19 protein-coding genes are annotated in these 17,326 nt (G+C 72.9%); 14 read left to right on the top strand and 5 right to left on the bottom strand.

The window, feature by feature from the left end; translation table 11 throughout:
• The first annotated feature begins 143 nt into the window (after positions 1–143).
• From AC07CM_RS12475 to AC07CM_RS12440, 8 genes are all read left to right on the top strand, one after another.
• Positions 144–338, top strand: a complete 195-nt coding sequence (locus AC07CM_RS12475; RefSeq protein ID WP_030346161.1) for a hypothetical protein — start codon at positions 144–146, stop codon at positions 336–338.
• A 35-nt stretch (positions 339–373) separates the two neighbouring features.
• Positions 374–1,231, top strand: coding sequence for an N-acetyl-1-D-myo-inositol-2-amino-2-deoxy-alpha-D-glucopyranoside deacetylase (gene mshB, locus AC07CM_RS12470; RefSeq protein WP_478876322.1), 858 nt, complete (start codon positions 374–376; stop codon positions 1,229–1,231).
• Positions 1,228–1,644 (top strand): DUF6113 family protein, encoded by a 417-nt coding sequence (locus tag AC07CM_RS12465; protein WP_478876321.1) that lies wholly within the window; start codon positions 1,228–1,230, stop codon positions 1,642–1,644. The genes mshB and AC07CM_RS12465 overlap by 4 nt, the downstream gene beginning before the upstream one ends.
• A gap of 155 nt (positions 1,645–1,799) precedes the next feature.
• The gene (locus tag AC07CM_RS12460; RefSeq protein WP_478876320.1) at positions 1,800–4,121 is read left to right on the top strand and encodes a hypothetical protein; all 2,322 of its coding nucleotides are present in this window, start codon (positions 1,800–1,802) and stop codon (positions 4,119–4,121) included.
• Positions 4,122–4,256: 135 nt separating this feature from the next.
• On the top strand, positions 4,257–5,186 hold the full coding sequence (locus AC07CM_RS12455) for an ABC transporter ATP-binding protein (protein ID WP_478876319.1): 930 nt from the start codon (positions 4,257–4,259) through the stop codon (positions 5,184–5,186).
• On the top strand, positions 5,183–5,923 hold the full coding sequence (locus AC07CM_RS12450; RefSeq protein WP_478876318.1) for an ABC transporter permease: 741 nt from the start codon (positions 5,183–5,185) through the stop codon (positions 5,921–5,923). Before AC07CM_RS12455 ends, AC07CM_RS12450 begins: the two co-directional genes overlap by 4 nt.
• 5 nt (positions 5,924–5,928) lie before the next feature.
• On the top strand, positions 5,929–7,113 hold the full coding sequence (locus tag AC07CM_RS12445; RefSeq protein WP_478876443.1) for a sensor histidine kinase: 1,185 nt from the start codon (positions 5,929–5,931) through the stop codon (positions 7,111–7,113).
• Positions 7,110–7,724: a response regulator gene (locus AC07CM_RS12440; protein ID WP_478876317.1), complete on the top strand. Its 615-nt coding sequence runs from the start codon at positions 7,110–7,112 to the stop codon at positions 7,722–7,724. The genes AC07CM_RS12445 and AC07CM_RS12440 overlap by 4 nt, the downstream gene beginning before the upstream one ends.
• Positions 7,725–7,789: 65 nt before the next feature.
• Here AC07CM_RS12440 and AC07CM_RS12435 read toward each other — a convergent pair whose 3' ends face one another.
• Together AC07CM_RS12435 and AC07CM_RS12430 are read right to left on the bottom strand one after the other, a co-directional pair.
• Positions 7,790–8,656 (bottom strand): transglutaminase family protein, encoded by an 867-nt coding sequence (locus AC07CM_RS12435; protein ID WP_478876316.1) that lies wholly within the window; start codon positions 8,654–8,656, stop codon positions 7,790–7,792.
• 29 nt (positions 8,657–8,685) lie between these two features.
• Positions 8,686–9,705 (bottom strand): GNAT family N-acetyltransferase, encoded by a 1,020-nt coding sequence (locus tag AC07CM_RS12430; RefSeq protein WP_478876315.1) that lies wholly within the window; start codon positions 9,703–9,705, stop codon positions 8,686–8,688.
• 140 nt (positions 9,706–9,845) lie between these two features.
• Between AC07CM_RS12430 and fdxA the strand changes: the two genes are divergently transcribed.
• Positions 9,846–10,166: a ferredoxin gene (gene fdxA / locus AC07CM_RS12425; RefSeq protein WP_018561461.1), complete on the top strand. Its 321-nt coding sequence runs from the start codon at positions 9,846–9,848 to the stop codon at positions 10,164–10,166.
• A 120-nt stretch (positions 10,167–10,286) separates the two neighbouring features.
• On the top strand, positions 10,287–11,384 hold the full coding sequence (locus AC07CM_RS12420; RefSeq protein ID WP_478876314.1) for a bifunctional succinyldiaminopimelate transaminase/glutamate-prephenate aminotransferase: 1,098 nt from the start codon (positions 10,287–10,289) through the stop codon (positions 11,382–11,384).
• 70 nt (positions 11,385–11,454) lie between these two features.
• On the opposite strand, the gene AC07CM_RS12415 is transcribed toward AC07CM_RS12420, so the two are convergent.
• Both AC07CM_RS12415 and AC07CM_RS12410 read right to left on the bottom strand, forming a co-directional pair.
• A complete protein-coding gene (locus AC07CM_RS12415; protein ID WP_478876313.1) occupies positions 11,455–11,925 on the bottom strand; it encodes an ATP-binding protein in 471 nt (156 codons plus the stop codon).
• A 275-nt stretch (positions 11,926–12,200) separates the two neighbouring features.
• Positions 12,201–13,193, bottom strand: coding sequence for a heavy metal transporter (locus AC07CM_RS12410; protein ID WP_478876312.1), 993 nt, complete (start codon positions 13,191–13,193; stop codon positions 12,201–12,203).
• Between the two features lie 108 nt (positions 13,194–13,301).
• Here AC07CM_RS12410 and dapE point away from each other — a divergent pair, with 108 nt between their 5' ends.
• The gene (dapE, locus tag AC07CM_RS12405) at positions 13,302–14,381 is read left to right on the top strand and encodes a succinyl-diaminopimelate desuccinylase (protein ID WP_478876311.1); all 1,080 of its coding nucleotides are present in this window, start codon (positions 13,302–13,304) and stop codon (positions 14,379–14,381) included.
• Between the two features lie 105 nt (positions 14,382–14,486).
• On the top strand, positions 14,487–15,245 hold the full coding sequence (locus AC07CM_RS12400; RefSeq protein WP_478876310.1) for an LOG family protein: 759 nt from the start codon (positions 14,487–14,489) through the stop codon (positions 15,243–15,245).
• 114 nt (positions 15,246–15,359) lie between these two features.
• Here AC07CM_RS12400 and folP read toward each other — a convergent pair whose 3' ends face one another.
• Entirely contained in the window at positions 15,360–16,220 is an 861-nt protein-coding gene (gene folP / locus AC07CM_RS12395; protein ID WP_478876309.1) for a dihydropteroate synthase, read from the bottom strand.
• A 139-nt stretch (positions 16,221–16,359) separates the two neighbouring features.
• Between folP and AC07CM_RS12390 the strand changes: the two genes are divergently transcribed.
• Positions 16,360–16,716 carry a DivIVA domain-containing protein gene (locus AC07CM_RS12390; RefSeq protein WP_478876308.1) on the top strand — a complete coding sequence of 119 codons (357 nt, stop codon included), beginning with the start codon at positions 16,360–16,362 and terminating at the stop codon, positions 16,714–16,716.
• Positions 16,713–17,300 (top strand): DNA-3-methyladenine glycosylase I, encoded by a 588-nt coding sequence (locus AC07CM_RS12385; protein ID WP_478876307.1) that lies wholly within the window; start codon positions 16,713–16,715, stop codon positions 17,298–17,300. Before AC07CM_RS12390 ends, AC07CM_RS12385 begins: the two co-directional genes overlap by 4 nt.
• Positions 17,301–17,326 lie beyond the last annotated feature (26 nt).

Genomic DNA, 17,326 nt, shown 5'->3' with positions numbered 1-17,326 from the left:
GCACGGATAGTTATGATCACTACCGCTGAGTGGGTATGAACCTGCCGGCAACCGCATGGATTTGCTCCACCGATCTACATACGAGTCACAACCCCCATAGTCCGAACCCCCCGCGTCCCCGGGATCTTTGGAGGTGAGCCGCCGTGGCACTCTCGATTTCGGCGGTGGTGCTGCTGGCGATCATCGTCTTCTTGTTGATCAAGAAGTCAGGGCTCAAGGGCGGTCATGCTGTCGTCTGCATGCTGCTCGGCTTCTACCTCGCCTCCTCGACCGTCGCTCCCACGATCAGCGAGCTGACGACCAACGTCGCCAGCATGATCGGCAGCATCAAGTTCTGACGTCCGGCCCCGGGCGGACCTCGTAGGGTGGTCCCATGACGGAACCGCCCTCCCGGCGTCTGCTGCTGGTGCACGCGCACCCGGACGACGAGTCGATCAACAACGGCGCGACCATGGCCAGGTACGCGGCCGAGGGTGCCCACGTGGCCCTGGTCACCTGCACCCTGGGCGAGCGGGGCGAGGTCATCCCGCCAGGACTGCGGCACCTGACCGGGGCCGCCCTGGGCGCGCACCGGCGCGAGGAGCTGGCCGCGGCCCTGCGCGAGCTGGGCGTCGCGGACTCCCGGCTGCTCGGCGGCGCCGGCCGCTACGGCGACTCCGGCATGATGGGCATTGCCGACAACGAGGACCCCGCCTGCTTCTGGCAGGCCGACCTGGACGAGGCCGCCGCGGCGCTCGCGGAGGTGATCCTCGAGATCCGCCCGCAGGTACTCGTCGCCTACGACGACAACGGCGGCTACGGCCACCCGGACCACATCCAGGCCCACCGTGTCGCCATGCGCGCCGTCGAACTCGCGGCCGAACGGGGCCACCGCATCCAGAAGGTCTACTGGAACCGGGTCCCGCGCTCCGTCGTCGAGGCCGCCTTCGACCGCCTCCAGGACGAGCTGCCCACCCTCCCGTTCGCCAAGAGCGCCACCGTGGCCGACGTACCGGGCGTGGTCGACGACGAGCGGATCACCACCGCGATCGACGGCAGCGCGTACGCCTCCGCCAAGGCCGCCGCGATGCGCGCCCACGCCACCCAGATCGACGTGGCCGAGCCCTACTTCGCGCTCTCCAACGAACTGGCCCAGCCGCTGTTCAGCACCGAGTACTACGAGTTGGTGAGCGGCGAGGCGCGGCCCGGGGAGAGCGACCTGTTCGCCGGTGTCACCGCGGAGGCGTCATGAGCACCACCGGACGCGGCTCGATGCTCGCCCAGCCGCTGCAGCGCCCCTCGGCCGGGCGGATCGCCGCCTACGTCGGACTCTTCGTGCTCGGCGCGATCGTCGGGCTCGCCGGGGCCCTGGTCCAGGCCGCCTGGTTCCCGGGCGGCCTGCTGCTCGCCCTCGCGGGCGCCGCCGGGCTGTTCCTCGGCGGGGCGTACGCGCTCGGCGGGCGGGGCGGGGCGGTCGCGCCGGTGGCCGGCTGGATCGTCGCCGTCGTCCTGCTCACCGCCAGCCGTCCCGAGGGCGACTTCCTGTTCGGCGCCGGCGGCGGTTCGTACCTCTTCCTGTTCGGCGGCATGGCACTTGCTGTGATCTGCGCCACCCTTGGCCCCGGGCGGCAACCCGGGGGCGGTCCTGCCCGACTTGGCAAGTGACGTACCACTTCGCCGTGCGGCGCACGTGCGAGTCCGGTGTGGGTTTCCTCGGCGGTCATGGGATGCGCGCCAGACGTGGCCAGTATGGTGGTGCGCGCCGCCGAGCTGCCCGCTGAGGTCGTAACGGGCGGCGGAGCCAACCGGGAGAACCTGCCTTGAGTCGTGAAACTGACACTCCGTCCTCCGGGCCCAACGGGACCGGGGGAGCCGCATACCCCTCCGGGACGCCGCCGTACGGAACCCCCGTGGCCTCCGAGGCCGGGGCGGACGCGGGCCGTTCGGCCGCGCGACCGGAGGAACGCAAGACCGAGACCACGCTGACGACCCGGATCCGGATCAACATCCCCGGATCGCGGCCCATCCCGCCGGTCGTCGTGCGCAAGCCCGTCGGGGAGACCGAGAGCACCGGGGACGACGCGGGCGCGGAGACGCGGCCGGCTCCCCCCGCCGCGACCTCCCCCGGCACCGTCGAACCCCCCGCCGAGCCCGCTCCGCAGGCCGAGGAGAAGACCAGCGACTGGTTCGCGCCCCGCAAGTCCGGCGCCCCCAAGGGCGGTCAGGGCGGCGGCGGCACGAACGGGGCCGGGATGCCCGGCGGTTCCTCCGCCGCCCCGGCGGGGCCCAGCACGCCCGCCACACCCGCCACCCGGGCGGGCGGTCCGGGTGCCCCCGGCGCGGCCGGTGCCACTGGCGCACGCCCCGGCGGCGGCCGCCCCGGCGGCGTCGTCGGCTCCATGAGCGCGCCCGGCGGTACCAAGGGCTCGGGCCTGCCCAGCGCCACCGGTGGCCCCGTCGCCCCGGGGCACGGCGGCGGCACCGGCTCCTTCGACGTGACCGAGGCGCTCGCCGCGGGCCCGCTGGGCTCCCGCTCCGGTGCGCCCGGCGGCGAACCGAGCCGCGACGACCTGCCGTACTTCTCGGAGGGCGGCGCACAGAGCGGCTTCGGCGGCAGCGGCGGCGCCGGGGCGAGCGGTGCGAACGGCAACGGCGGCCCCTTCAACGGGCCGAACGGCCAGGGCGGCCGCGGCCCGCAGGGCCCGGCGGGCCCCACCGGCGGCCCGGTCACCGGAGACGGAACGCTCGTCCCGCCGGCCGCTCCGCGCAGTGCGCTCAGCGACCTGGACCGGACCCCCGGCGAGGCCTTCGACAGCCCCGGCGGCTACGGCGACACCGGCAGCCACCGCCTGCCCGGTGACACCGGAAGCCACCCGCTGCCCGGCGGCGCCGACGGCCGAGGCGGCCGGTCCGCAGGCCCGCTCGGCGCGGGCGCCTTCCCGGGCCCCGGCGGCGGTCTCAGCGACGACACCGCGATCCTCACCCCGCAGAAGCCGGCTCCCGAGCCGGGCCCGTCCGGCTACCGCTCCCCGGACAACGTCTCCGGGCACACCGTCACCAGCGGCATCCCGGTCGTCCCGTCCGCCGGGAACGCCCCGTTCGGCCCCGGCGCGCACCCTGAGGGGCCGGTGCCGCACACGGCACCCAAGCTGCCCGACCCGGCCCCCCGGCCCAAGGCGGCGGCCAAGCCGAAGAAGAAGGGCCGCAGCAAGCTCGTGCTGCTCGGCGTCGGTGTGTTCCTCGTCGCGGGCGGTGCCTACGGCGCCGGGCTGCTGATGAACCACACCGACGTGCCCAAGGGGACCACCGTGCTCGGCGTCGACATCGGCGGCGGCACCCGTGACGACGCCGTCAAGAAGCTGGACGACGCCTTCGGCAGCCGCGTGCACAAGCCGCTGAAGCTGTCCGTGGGCGGCAGCACGGTGTCCCTCACGCCGGACAACGCGGGCCTGCAGTTCGACTACGCGGCCACGGTGAGCGAGGCCGCCAAGAGCGACTACAACCCGGTCTCGGTCATCGGCTCCCTCTTCGGGCAGAAGCGGGAGATCGAGCCGGCCATGCCGGTGGACGAGGAGAAGCTCCAGGCCGCGCTGCAGCAGTCCGGCGGCGGCTCCGGCTCGGTCACCGAGGGCGGCATCACGTTCCAGGCCGGCAAGGCCGTGGCCGTCTACGGCAAGGCGGGCAAGGCCATCGACGCGGCCCAGTCGACCCAGGCGGTCGAACAGGCCTACCGCACGCTGGTGGAGACCAATACGGCGACCCCGGTCACCGTGCCGACGACGACCAAGCAGCCGACGGTCGCGAACGGCGAGGTCGACCGCGAGATGAAGGCCTTCGCCGAGCCGGCGATGTCGGCCAAGGTCACCGTCCAGACGGACGCGGCCCACATGATCGCGTTCAGCCCGCAGAACTCGCTGTGGAAGTTCCTCCGGGTGAAGGCCGTCGACGGCGGCAAGCTGGCCGACGCCCCGGACCTGGCCGCCCTCAAGAAGCTCTACGGCCAGACCTTCGACGGTGTGCTGATCACCCGGGCCAACGGCAAGAAGACGGCCGTCACGCCCGAGGACGTCTACGTCGCCCTCCGCCAGGCCCTGACGAGCAGGACCAACCGGGCCGCGGTCATCGACACGAACCCGAACTAGCGCGACCGCACGGGGGGGCGCCCGCCGGGCGCCCCCCCTGCCGTCGTGTCACCCCGGGGGCATGACATCTGTCATCCGGCTCTCGGGACCGCCGACACTGCCGGGCACCGGGTGCGCTCGGCCAGCATGGTGGGCATGACAACGACAGCGGCACCGGCCACCACCACCCCGGTGGTCGGGTTCGACCAGGTGACCAAGACGTACGGGAGCGTGCGGGCCGTCGACGGGCTCTCGCTCCGGCTGTACCCGGGGGAGACCGTCGCCCTTCTCGGCCCGAACGGCGCCGGCAAGTCCACCACCCTCGACCTCCTGCTGGGGCTCAAGCAACCCGACGCGGGCACGGTCGGCGTGTTCGGCACCAGCCCGCGCGAGGCGATCGTCGCCGGGCGGGTCGGTGCCATGCTGCAGAGCGGCGGGCTGATGGACGACGTCACCGTCGCCGAGCTGGTGAAGCTGGCCTGCTCGCTGCACCCGAAGCCGTACAAGGCCGCCGACGTGCTCGCCCGCGCGGGCATCGCGCAGATCGCCGACCGCAAGGTCAACAAGCTCTCCGGCGGCCAGGCCCAGCGCGTCCGGTTCGCCCTCGCCACCGCCGGCGACAGCGCCCTGATCGTCCTGGACGAGCCCACCACCGGCATGGACGTCTCCGCGCGCCAGGCCTTCTGGGCCACCATGCGCGAGCAGGCCGACCAGGGCCGCACGGTCCTGTTCGCCACCCACTACCTGGAAGAGGCCGACGCCATCGCCGACCGGGTGCTCGTGCTGCACCGCGGCCGGCTCCTCGCCGACGGCACGGCGGCCGAGATCAAGGCCAAGGCGGGCGCCCGCCGGGTCTCCTTCGACCTGGAGGGGGAGATCGACGAGGCGGCCCTGGGCGCCCTGCCGTTCCTCACCTCGATCGACGTGTCGGGCCAGACGGTCCGCATCCAGTCCTCCGACGCCGACGCGACCGTCCACGCCCTGTACGGCCTCGGCGTCTACCCCCGCAACCTCGAGGTCGCCGGGCTCGGCCTGGAACAGGCCTTCGTCGCCATCACGGAGGCCGAGGAGGCCAAGCAGTCATGAACTCCCTGATCAAGCTCGAGCTGACCCGCGCCCTGCGCAACAAGAAGTTCCTGTTCTTCTCGGTGCTCTACCCCTCGTTCATCTACCTGATCTTCTCCAGCAGCTCCGGCTCGGGCCAGAAGGTCGGCGACAGCGGCCTGACCGTCGCCACCTACCTGATGGTCTCCATGGCCTCCTTCGGCGCCCTGACGGCGGTCCTGATGGGCAACAGCGAGCGCATCGCCAAGGAGCGCGAGAGCGGCTGGGTGCGGCAGCTGCGACTGACCCCGCTGCCCGGGCGCGGCTACGTCCTCGCCAAGACCGCCGGCGCCGCCGTGGTGAGCCTGCCGTCGATCATCGTGGTGTTCGTCGTCGCGGCGACCGTGAAGTCCGTCCGCCTCGATGCCTGGCAGTGGCTCGCCCTCACCGGCGTCATCTGGGCCGGCAGCCTCGTCTTCGCCGCGCTCGGCGTCGCCATCGGGTACGTCGCCTCCGGGGACGCGGTCCGTCCCATCACCATGATCATCTACTTCGGCATGTCGATCCTCGGCGGCCTGTGGATGCCCTCCACCACCTTCCCGCAGTGGCTCCAGGACATCGCCGAGTGGCTGCCCACGCACGCGTACGCTGCTCTGGGGCGGGCCATCGAGCAGAGCCAGGCCCCGCACGCCCAGGACATCGCCATCCTCGTCGCCTCCTTCGTCCTCTTCGCGGGCGGGGCGGCCTGGCTGTACCGGAAGGACACGCTGAAGGCGTGAGCACGATGACGGAAGACCGGACGGCCGGTACCACGGGGGACGTGACCATGGGCCGGACCCCCGGCAACCGGCGGGAACTGAAGGTCAAGCTGCTGTGGATCGGCGTCTGGCTGGTCTTCCTCAGCTCACCGATCGAGGACCTGGTCGACGGCGGCCACACCACCCGCGCCACCGTGGCCGGCGCGCTCGGCCTCACCGTCTTCGTCGCGGCCTACCTGAGCCTGGTCTTCCGCAACATGGGCCGGCCCTTCTCCGGGCGGGTCGTGGTTCTCCTGCTGGTGCTCCTCGGCGTTCTCGCCCCCGCGCTGGCGTACAGCCTCGGCGGCGCCTGGCTGGGACTCTTCGTCTACCTCTCGGTGGCCTGCGGGGCGACCCTGCCGGTCCGGGCGGCCTACTGGGCCGTCCCGGCGGCGGGCGTCCTGATGTACGTCACCGGCCTGCACGCCGACGAGAAGGAGGCGCGCGGCCTGCTGGTGCTCGTGGTGCTCATCGGGTTCGCGATGGTCGGGGTCGGACAACTGGTCCGCACGACCGTCGAGTTGCGCAAGGCCCGGGCCACCGTAGCCCAGCTCGCTGCCAACGAGGAGCGGCTGCGCCTCGCCCGCGACCTGCACGACCTGCTCGGCCACTCGCTGTCCCTGATCACGCTGAAGAGCGAGCTGGCCGGCCGGATGCTGCCCGGCCATCCCGACAAGGCGGCCCAGCAGGTCGCCGACATCGAACAGGTCAGCCGGCAGGCCCTGGTGGACGTCCGCGAGGCCGTCACCGGCTACCGCCGTCCCCGTCTCGCCGCCGAACTCGCCGGCTCCCAGATCGCGCTCACCGCCGCCGGGGTGGTGGCCGAGGTGCCCGCGGAACCCGACCTCGACGGCGTCCCCGAGGAGGGCGAGGCCACCCTCGCCTGGGCGCTGCGCGAGGCGGTCACCAACGTGGTCCGGCACAGCGGCGCCGACCGGTGCGTCGTACAGCTCCTGCGCCGCCAGACCCTGGACGGCCAGATGCTCGAACTCTCCGTCGAGGACAACGGGTCCGGCGCCTCGGGCAAGGGTCCCGGCAACGGTCTGACCGGCCTGACCGAGCGCCTGGAGAAGGCGGGCGGCACGCTGGAGACGGGCCGGCTCAGGCACGGATTCCGGCTGGTCGCCCGGGTGCCCGCGGTCCCCGGGGCGGACGTAGTATCCGGGGCATGACGAGCGTGATCAAGGTCCTCCTCGCCGAGGACCAGTCGATGGTGCGCGAGGCGCTGGCCGCCCTGCTCGGCCTCGAGGACGACATCGAGGTCGTCGCCCAGGTCGCGCGTGGCGACGAGGTGCTGGCGGCCGTCGGCGCGCACGGCGTGGACGTGGCGCTGCTCGACATCGAGATGCCCGGCTGCACCGGCATCGAGGCGGCGGCCCAGGTGCACCGGGAGCACCCGGCGGTCAAGCTCGTCGTCCTCACCACCTTCGGCCGCCCCGGCTATCTGCGCAGCGCCATGGAGGCGGGCGCCGACGCCTTCCTCGTCAAGGACGCGCCCGCCGCCCAACTCGCCGCCGCGGTGCGCAAGGTGCTGGCCGGCGAGCGGGTCATCGACCCCACGCTCGCCGCGGCCGCGCTGGCCGAGGGCGCCAACCCGCTCACCGACCGGGAACGCGAGGTGCTCCGCGCGGCGGCCGACGGCTCCACCAACGCGGAACTGGCCACGGCCCTGCACCTGTCCCAGGGCACGGTCCGCAACTACCTCTCCACGGCCATCCAGAAGCTCGCGGTGCGCAACCGGGCGGAGGCGGTGCGGATCGCCCGGGAGAAGGGCTGGCTGTGACGCGGGGCGCGGCGTGCCGCGCGTCCGGGTGAGCGAGGCGCGCGCACCCGTCCCGCGCGGGCACGTCAGTTGAGCATCGCCCGGGCCGTGCCGGCCTGCTGCCGCACCCGCTGTGCCGCCGGTTCGTCGACGACCTCGATCAGGTGTGCATAGGCGTCCAGCTCCGCGGCTCCCGCCACGAACTCGCCCTGCTGCACCAGCAGTTGTCCCCGCTCGTAGCGCAGCCGGGCCGGATGCGAGGGCAGCAGCAGGCTGAGCTCCACGGCCTGCAGCGCGACATCCGACCGCTCGGGCCGGGCGGCGGCCCACGCCCGGATGTTGTTCAGGATCCGCTGCACGACCTCCAGCGGCTCCGCCGGCACCAGCATGGAGGGCTGGAGCGGCGCCCCCGTGGCCCCCGCCACCAGCAGCTCGGCATCCGTCCCGGTCAGCACCCGCCCCCCGTCGAACGGATCGGCCAGCACCTGCTCCTCCGCGGGCCCGAACCCGACCACGAAGTGTCCGGGCAGCGCGACCCCGTACACCGGCGCCCCCGCCCGCCGCGCGACCTCCATCCACACCACCGACAGCAGGATCGGCAGCCCGCGCCGCCGCCGCAGCACCTCGTGCAGCAGCGAGGACTCCAGCCGCTGGTAGTCGGCCGGGGAGCCGTGGAACGCGTAGCACTCGCCCAGCAGCCGGCACACCGCCTCCGCCCACCGGTGCGGGCCACCCGGACGGAACGGCAGCTCCCCGGCCAGCCGGTCCAGCTCCAGCTGGGCCACGTCGATGCCGGTCTCGTCCAGCGAGCCGTCCGCCTCCGCGCCGATCAGCAGGCACATGGCCGACAGATCGGGCCGCTCGGACCGTGCCTCCTCCCCGAACCGTCGCCGCAACTCGGCGGACCGTTCCGGCGGGGGCGGATACGGGGGCGGAAGACGAGGGGGCCGCATGCCTGGCTCATGCCCTTTCACAGGGGTTTCTACGACCGCCCGGCGCCGGATGTGTCCGGTTCCCGATAGTGGTGGTAGGCGTGGTGCGGGGCCATGCCGAGGCGGGCGTACAGCGTGCGCGCGCCCTCGTTGTCGTCCTCCACCTGCAGCCAGGCCGCCGAGGCGCCCTCGTCCAGTGCCCGCCGGGCCAGCGCGGCCATCACCTCGGTGGCCAGCCCCTGCCGGCGCCGGGCGGGGTCGACCTCGACGGCGGCGAACCCCGCCCAGCGACCGTCCACGACACACCGCCCGATGGCCGCCACCGGCGCGTCCTCGCTCTCCCCGGGGACGGTCGCGAACCACACCGAGGGTCCGCTGCCGAGCACCCGCAGGGCCACTTCGCTCACACCTTTGCGTTTGTAACGGGAGAGCCATGCCTCGTCCGCCTCCCGGGACAGCACCACCCCGGCACCCTCGGCCTGGTCCGCGAGCGGCGCCAGGGCGCCGATCCACAGCTCGGCGGTCACCTCCCGCACCCAGCCGCGCCGCTCCAGCTCCGCGCAGAGCAGCTCCTGCGCGCCCTCGGCGCCAGTGGCGGTCTGTACGTAGGCGGGCAGGCCGCGTCCGCCGTACCAGCGCCGTACGGCGTCCAGGGCCGCGTCGAGCGGAAGACCGGGATCACCGAGCGGCAGCACGCTGTTGGCCCGCCGGGTGAACCCCTGGGCCGCGCGCAGCTCCCACTCGCCGAGCCGCTCGCTCTCCAGCGGCCGCCACGCGCGCGAGGCGACGCGCGCCAGCTCCGGACAGCTCGCCGCCGGCCCCCGGCGGCGCGCCGGAGCGGCCGGCACCACCTTGCCCGCGACCAGGGCGGACTCCGCGATCCGGACACTCTGCCCGTCTCGCCGTGTGATCATGAGCACGCCGTCGTCCCATGATGTGAGAACACCCACCGTGTCGGTGAACTTCTCCGCTGCGGCTCCAGGTTCGTTCAAGCGCCGTACGGAGACTCGTTTGCCCACGTCAGCAGCGGTGATACGAACCTCGAGGCGTCCGTGCGCCGAGATTTCCACTGGTCAGTTCACCCCTCCTGTTCGGATCGTGCCCCAGAACGGAGATACTAGGGGCGGGCATCGACGACGCCGCGCTCCCGCGCGCCAGGCGGCGGAGCCTGAGGAGGCCCGCCAGCGCCCTATCGAGGAGGAACGACAGCGTGACCTACGTCATCGCGCAGCCTTGTGTCGACGTGAAGGACAAGGCGTGCATCGAGGAGTGCCCGGTCGACTGCATCTACGAGGGCCAGCGGTCCTTGTACATCCACCCGGACGAATGCGTCGACTGCGGTGCGTGTGAGCCGGTCTGCCCGGTCGAGGCGATCTTCTACGAGGACGACACTCCGGAGGAGTGGAAGGACTACTACAAGGCGAACGTCGAGTTCTTCGACGAGCTCGGCTCCCCAGGCGGCGCCAGCAAGCTGGGCCTGATCGAGCGGGACCACCCCTTCATCGCCGCGCTGCCGCCGCAGGGCGAGTGACCGTTCAGACGGCCTAGCGGCCCGCAACAGCGCCGCCTCGGTCCCGTACGGCCCGATCGCCTCGATCACGGCCGTACGGGACCGAGGCGTTTGCCGCACCGACGAAAGCGAGCAACTTCCGTGTCCGCAGTCTCCGATCGTCTGCCCACCTTCCCGTGGGACAAGCTGGAGCCGTACAAGAAGACGGCCGCTGCCCACCCCGGCGGGATCGTCGACCTCTCCGTCGGCACGCCCGTCGACCCGGTTCCCGACCTGATCCAGAAGGCCCTGATCGACGCGGCCGACTCGCCGGGCTACCCGACGGTCTGGGGCACCCCCGCGCTGCGTGACGCGATCACCGGCTGGCTGGAGCGCCGCCTGGGGGCCCGCGAGGTCACCCACCGCCACGTCCTGCCGGTCGTCGGCTCCAAGGAGCTGGTCGCCTGGCTGCCGACCCAGCTGGGCCTCGGCCCCGGCGACAAGGTGGCTCACCCGCGCCTGGCCTACCCGACCTACGAGGTCGGCGCCCGTCTGGCCCGCGCCGAGTACGAGGTCTACGACGACCCGCGCGAGCTGGACCCGGCGAACCTCAGGCTTCTCTGGCTGAACTCGCCGTCCAACCCGACCGGCAAGGTCCTGTCCAAGGACGAGCTGACCGGGATCGTCGCCTGGGCCCGCGAGCACGGCGTGCTCCTCGTCTCCGACGAGTGCTACCTCGAGCTGGGCTGGGAGGCCGACCCGGTCTCGGTCCTGCACCCGGACGTCAACGGCGGCTCCTACGACGGCATCGTGGCCGTCCACTCCCTCTCCAAGCGCTCCAACCTGGCCGGCTACCGCGCCGCGTTCCTGGCGGGCGACCCGGCGGTCCTCGGCCCCCTGCTGGAGATCCGCAAGCACGGCGGCATGATGACCTCGGCGCCGACGCAGGCGGCGGCGGTGGCGGCCCTGGGCGACGACGAGCACGTCCGTCTCCAGCGCGAGCGCTACGCGGCCCGCCGCACGGCCCTGCGCGAGGCCCTCCTGCGGCACGGCTTCCGCATCGAGCACAGCGAGGCCAGCCTCTACCTGTGGGCCACCCGGGACGAGTCCTGCTGGCGGACGGTGGCCCACCTGGCCGACCTCGGCATCCTGGTGGCTCCGGGCGACTTCTACGGCGAGGCGGGCGAGACGTTCGTACGCGTGGCGCTGACCGCGACGGACGAACGCGTCCGGGCGGCGGTGGAACGCCTGACGGCGTAGGCCGCCAGCGTTCGCGCACGCAAAGTCGACGGGCCCGGGGAACTCCCCGGGTCCGTCGGCGTGAGCGGCCTCAGCCGCCCAGCGGCAGCCCCTTGGCGGGCAGGGACGCGGTGGGCAGCCCCTTGGTCGGCAGGGACGCGGTGGGCAGCCCGCCCTTGGTGAGCGCGTCCGTCGGCAGCCCACCCTGCGCCGCGGTGGCCGCGGTCTCGCCGAGGACACCCCCCGCGACCCCGGCGACTCGCTGCGCCGTGGGCGTCACCTTCTTCACGGCACCGCCGCCGGTCTTGCCCGCGCCCGGCACCGCCTGCTGGACCGCCTTGCCGCCCGCGTTGCCCGCGAGACCGGCGACCTTCTGCGTCGCACCGTCGACGGTGTTGCCGACCTGCGCCCCGTCCAGGGCGGTCAGACCGCCGACGTTCGGGGTGGCCGCCGGCAGGTTCGTGGCCGCGCCGGCAGAGCCGGCCGCACCGACCCCGGCGGCCGCTCCCGCTGCGACGAGCAGCGCGGCACGGGCGATCCGGCGGGTCAGAGGGAGGGACATGATGCTCCATTCGACGGGAGGGAACGGTGATGTCGTCCGTACTCGGACGCCGTGACTACCGCTCGAGGCCGACGAAGGTTGCGGACGCCGAAGGTAAAGAATGGATAACGCATCGCATTATCGGTTGTGGATAAAAATGGGCAAAGAGTGCCCGCCCGCGCCCCAGCAGAATCCTTACCGCCCTTGATTTCCAAGGGATTCGGGAACCTTGCCGCAGGCCTGCGGAGAAGCCGAGCACCCGGAAGTCGTACAACCCGGCCGAGTGAGACCCCGTACTACTGTCCGGTCACGATCCGGACCGCACCCACGGACTTCTCCGCGCCCCCGGCACCCTGCGAGGCGGTCGTGTGCCACGCGCCGCCGCCGTTTCCGGCGGTCCAGTCCCGCCCCGCGTACGACACCCGCTGGATGTGCAGCGCCGAGGAGTTGGCCACGGCCCAGTGCGCCAGCTGCCAGCCCCGCTGCCGCTCACCTCGCCCGGTCGCGTCGGTCTTCGCGCCCTGGGGCACTGGCACGGTCACGGTCCGCCCGTGCGCGGTGGCGGTGACGCTCGGGGAGGGCGACGGCGACGGCACCGCCGTACCGCCCACCTCCGCACCCGTCTCCTGCAGGGCGTCCCGCCCGAAGTCCCGGACCAGCGCGGCGCGCACCGCGTCGGGCCCGGTCGCCTCGGCGGTGCTCCCCGGGCGCCCGTCGCAGGTCAGTGTGCCCGCGGCCTGCCCGGTCAGCGCCGCGGCCAGCAGCCTGGCGTCCGGCTCGTGCTTGGCGTACGCCTCCGGGTAGCCGCTGCGCTGCACCCGCTGCGCGGCCACCGTCAGCGGCAGCTTCGTGTAGTCCGGCACCTTGGCCAGGTGCGCGTAGAAGATGCCGGCCGCGTACGCCGGGTCCATGATCTGCCGCTCGGTGCCCCAGCCCTGCGAGGGCCGCTGCTGGAACAGGCCCAGGGAATCCCGGTCGCCGTGCTCGATGTTGCGCAGTCCCGACTCCTGGACGGCGGTCGCCAGTGCGATGGTCACCGCCCGCTCGGGCATACCCCGCCCGGTGCCGACCGCGGCGATCGTCGCCGCGTTCACCGCCTGCTCGGGCGTGAACTCGTACGACGCCCCGTCCCCCGCGTTGGAGACCACCTTGCAGCCGCGCGCTCCCCCGCCCCCGGTGACGTACTGCACCACGAGATAGGCGCCGACTGCGCACAGGACCAGCAGGGCCGCGCCGAAACGCAGGAGGCGGCCGCGACGCTTGGGGCGAATGGGGGACGGCTCTGACACGCGTACAAGGTACTGGAGCCCCTTCCGGCCCTCGCGGCGGGTCCGGGGAGCGCAGCGCACGGGGGCGCCGAACCGGCACCCCAGTGCCGGGGCACTAGGGTCGGGAGCATGGCCGACACCTCGCTTGACCTCACGCTGGACGCCGCGGCGCTCACCGCGCGGCTCGTGGACTTCCCCTCTGAGAGCGGTACCGAGAAGCCCCTCGCCGACGCGATCGAGACCGCCCTGCGCGCCCTGCCGCACCTGACGGTGGACCGGTACGGCAACAACGTGATCGCGCGTACGAACCTGGGCCGCGCCGAGCGGGTGATCCTGGCCGGCCACATCGACACGGTGCCGATCGCGGACAACGTGCCGTCCCGGCTGGACGAGGACGGCGTGCTGTGGGGGTGCGGCACCTGCGACATGAAGTCCGGGGTGGCGGTGCAGCTGCGCATCGCGGCGACGGTCCCCGCGCCCAACCGCGACCTGACCTTCGTGTTCTACGACAACGAGGAGGTCGCCGCCGAGCTGAACGGCCTCAGGCACGTGGCCGAGGACCACCCGGAATGGCTGCGGGGCGACTTCGCGGTCCTGCTGGAGCCCTCCGACGGCCAGGTCGAGGGCGGCTGCCAGGGCACGCTGCGGGTGCTGCTGAGGACCAGGGGCGAACGGGCCCACTCGGCGCGCGGCTGGATGGGATCCAACGCCATCCACACGGCCGCCCCCGTCCTCGCCCGGCTGGCCTCCTACGAGGCCCGTTGGCCGGTCATCGACGGCCTGGAGTACCGCGAGGGCCTGAACGCGGTGGGCATCTCCGGGGGAGTGGCGGGCAACGTCATCCCCGACGAGTGCGTGGTGACGGTCAACTTCCGCTATGCCCCGGACCGCACCGAGGAGGAGGCGATCGCCCACGTCCACGAGGTGTTCGCGGACTGCGGGGTGGAGGAGTTCGTGGTCGACGACCACAGCCCCGGCGCGCTGCCCGGCCTCTCCCACCCGGCCGCGGCCGCCTTCATCGAGGCGGTGGGCGGCACCCCGCAGCCCAAGTACGGCTGGACGGACGTCTCCCGCTTCTCCGCGCTCGGCGTCCCCGCCGTCAACTACGGCCCGGGCAACCCGCATCTGGCGCACAAGCGCGACGAGCGCGTCGAGGTGGCGAAGATCCTCGCGGGCGAGGAGCGCCTGCGGAACTGGCTCACCGCATAGGGCCGCGCCGCCCGGCGCTGCACACCGGACATGCCCACGTCCCCCCTCCGTAACCCGCGTAGATCTACGCTGAGGTCGAACTACCGGCAAGCGGAGGGAGCGCACATGGCTACCGGGAACCCCGAGGGGAAGAAGCAGCCGCCGGACGAGCAGCGGCTCGGACCGGTCCTCCGACGGCGCGGACAGGTCACGCCCAGCACGACGGACCAGCGGCTCCTGGACGAGCGCGCCCCCACGGACTGGGTCCACACCGACCCCTGGCGCGTCCTTCGGATCCAGTCGGAGTTCATCGAGGGTTTCGGCACGCTGGCCGAACTCCCGCCCGCCATCAGCGTGTTCGGCTCCGCGCGTACGCCCGTGGACTCCGCGGAGTACGACGCGGGCGTGCGGCTCGGGCGCGGGCTGGTGGGGGCCGGCTGGGCCGTGATCACCGGCGGCGGCCCCGGTGCCATGGAGGCGGCCAACAAGGGCGCGTGCGAGGCGGGCGGCACCTCGGTGGGCCTCGGTATCGAACTTCCTTTCGAGCAGGGGTTGAACCCCTACGTCGACATCGGCCTGAACTTCCGCTACTTCTTCGTCCGCAAGATGATGTTCGTGAAGTACGCGCAGGGCTTCGTGGTGCTGCCGGGCGGCCTCGGCACGCTGGACGAACTCTTCGAGGCCCTCACCCTGGTCCAGACCCAGAAGGTGACCCGCTTCCCGATCGTCCTGTTCGGCACCGAGTACTGGGGCGGCCTGGTGACCTGGCTGAAGAACACGGTGATCGCGCAGGGCAAGGCGGCCGAGAAGGACCTGCTGCTGTTCCACGTCACGGACGACGTGGAGGAGGCGGTGGCCCTGGTCTCCAAGGAGGCAGGCCGCTGACGGCAAGCCCACCGGCCCGCCGCCGGGCCGGTGGGGCCGCAGTTTTCCGCTGAGCCCCGCAGGCGGCCGAGAGGGGTGGGCCGAAGACGGGGTCCGGGGGCGGAGTCCGCGGTGTCAGGCCAATCCCCGCCTGGCGACCGCGGGCACCCGGTGGCCGGCGATCGACGCCACCATCTCGAGCACCTGACGTGTCTCGGCCACCTCGTGCACCCGGTACACCTGTGCCCCGAGCCACGCCGACACCGCCGTGGTCGCCAGCGTCCCGATCAGCCTCTCCTTGACCGGCCGGTCCAGCGTCTCGCCCACGAAGTCCTTGTTGGACAGCGACACCAGCACCGGCCACCCGGTGGCGACCATCTCGTCCAGCCGCCGCGTCGCCTCGAGACTGTGCCGCGTGTTCTTCCCGAAGTCGTGCCCGGGATCGATCAGCACCGACTCCCGGGGCACCCCCAGCGACACGGCGCGCTCCGCCAGCCCCAGGGTCACCTCCAGGATGTCGGCCACGACGTCGTCGTACGTCACACGATGCGGCCGGGTACGCGGCTCGGCCCCTCCCGCGTGCGTGCACACCAGTCCCACCCCGTGGCGCGCGGCGACCTCCGCGAGACCCGGGTCGACCCCGCCCCACGCGTCGTTCAGCAGGTCCGCCCCCGCCTCGCACACCGCCTCGCCGACCTCGGCCCGCCAGGTGTCCACACTGATGATCACGTCCGGGAAGCGGCGCCGTACCTCCGCGACGAACCCGACCGTGCGCCGCGCCTCCTCCTCGGCCGTGACCTCCTCGCCCGGCCCGGCCTTCACCCCGCCGATGTCGACGATCGCGGCGCCCTCGGCCACGGCCTGCTCCACGCGAGCGAGCGCCGGCTCGTCGCGGAACGTGGCCCCCTGGTCGTAGAAGGAGTCCGGGGTCCGGTTCACGATCGCCATGATCACCGGCTCGTGCGGCCCGAATTCCCGCTTGCCCAGCCTGAGCATCCGCTGTGACCTCTCCTAGTACTTTCCGCAGTACGGCCGCCTGCGACCCTAACTGTCAGACTCGCATGGCACGATCGGTCCCAGGCAGAATCGGCTTCCGGCACAGCGTCCGGCACATCGAGCGTGGGGACCTCTAGCGATGGTTATGTTCTTGTTCCTGGTCGTCGCCCTCGCCGTCGTGGTGGGCGCGGTGACACTCGCCGTGGTGGGCGGCGGCGAGAGCGGCCCGCTGCCGGAGGCGGCTCCGGAGCGGCTGCAGGACCCGCTGCCCCCGGACCGCCCGGTCCACAGGGCGGACGTGGAGAGCCTGCGCTTCGCGCTCGCCCCGCGCGGCTACCGCATGGCGGACGTCGACGACGCCCTCGGCCGTCTCGCCGCCGAACTCGCCGAGCGGGACGCCCGTATCGCCGACCTGGAGTCCGCGCTGACCGGCGCCCGGGCCGCCGCCGCGCACGCCCGCCTGGAGAAGCACGATCACCCCGAGGACCAGCGGTGAGCGACGGAACCGCCCTCGCCGGGCCCGACGGCGTGCTGCGCTGCCCGTGGGCCCTGTCCACCGAGGACTACGTGTCGTACCACGACGAGGAGTGGGGCCGCCCGGTCCACGGCGACGACGCCCTCTTCGAGCGGATCAGCCTGGAGGCCTTCCAGTCGGGCCTGTCCTGGATCACGATCCTGCGCCGTCGCGCGGGCTTCCGCGCGGCCTTCGCCGGCTTCCGCATCGAGAAGGTCGCCGCCTTCACGGACGAGGACCGCGAGCGGCTGCTGGCCGACCCGGGCATCATCCGCAACCGCGCCAAGATCGACGCCACGCTGGCCAACGCGCGCGTGCTCGCCGACTGGGCGGAGGGTGAACTGGACGAGCTGATCTGGTCCCACGCCCCCGACCCGGCCGGTCTGCCGGTCCCCAAGACCCTCGGCGACGTCGCCGCGGTCACCCCGGAGTCCACGGCCCTGTCGAAGACGCTGAAGAAGCGGGGCCTGAGGTTCGTCGGCCCGACGACGGCCTACGCGCTGATGCAGGCCTGCGGGCTGGTCAACGACCACCTGGAGACGTGCGTGGCCAGAAGCGCCTCGTAACGACACGGGGCTGCGCCGACATGCGG

The sequence above is a fragment of the Streptomyces sp. NPDC044061 genome (genome assembly GCF_056434305.1).
The sequence above is the reverse complement of the archived record's forward strand: the minus strand, read 5'-3'. Positions and strand labels throughout refer to the sequence as shown.

Excerpts from the sequence above, each read along its gene's own strand:
- mshB (WP_478876322.1), top strand. The coding sequence starts at position 374 with ATGACGGAACCGCCCTCCCGGCGTCTGCTGCTGGTGCACGCGCACCCG.
- AC07CM_RS12465 (WP_478876321.1), top strand. The coding sequence starts at position 1,228 with ATGAGCACCACCGGACGCGGCTCGATGCTCGCCCAGCCGCTGCAGCGC.
- AC07CM_RS12455 (WP_478876319.1), top strand. The coding sequence starts at position 4,257 with ATGACAACGACAGCGGCACCGGCCACCACCACCCCGGTGGTCGGGTTC.
- AC07CM_RS12450 (WP_478876318.1), top strand. The coding sequence starts at position 5,183 with ATGAACTCCCTGATCAAGCTCGAGCTGACCCGCGCCCTGCGCAACAAG.
- AC07CM_RS12445 (WP_478876443.1), top strand. The coding sequence starts at position 5,929 with ATGACGGAAGACCGGACGGCCGGTACCACGGGGGACGTGACCATGGGC.
- AC07CM_RS12440 (WP_478876317.1), top strand. The coding sequence starts at position 7,110 with ATGACGAGCGTGATCAAGGTCCTCCTCGCCGAGGACCAGTCGATGGTG.
- AC07CM_RS12435 (WP_478876316.1), bottom strand. The coding sequence starts at position 8,656 with ATGCGGCCCCCTCGTCTTCCGCCCCCGTATCCGCCCCCGCCGGAACGG.
- AC07CM_RS12415 (WP_478876313.1), bottom strand. The coding sequence starts at position 11,925 with ATGTCCCTCCCTCTGACCCGCCGGATCGCCCGTGCCGCGCTGCTCGTC.
- dapE (WP_478876311.1), top strand. The coding sequence starts at position 13,302 with ATGGCCGACACCTCGCTTGACCTCACGCTGGACGCCGCGGCGCTCACC.
- AC07CM_RS12400 (WP_478876310.1), top strand. The coding sequence starts at position 14,487 with ATGGCTACCGGGAACCCCGAGGGGAAGAAGCAGCCGCCGGACGAGCAG.
- folP (WP_478876309.1), bottom strand. The coding sequence starts at position 16,220 with ATGCTCAGGCTGGGCAAGCGGGAATTCGGGCCGCACGAGCCGGTGATC.
- AC07CM_RS12390 (WP_478876308.1), top strand. The coding sequence starts at position 16,360 with ATGGTTATGTTCTTGTTCCTGGTCGTCGCCCTCGCCGTCGTGGTGGGC.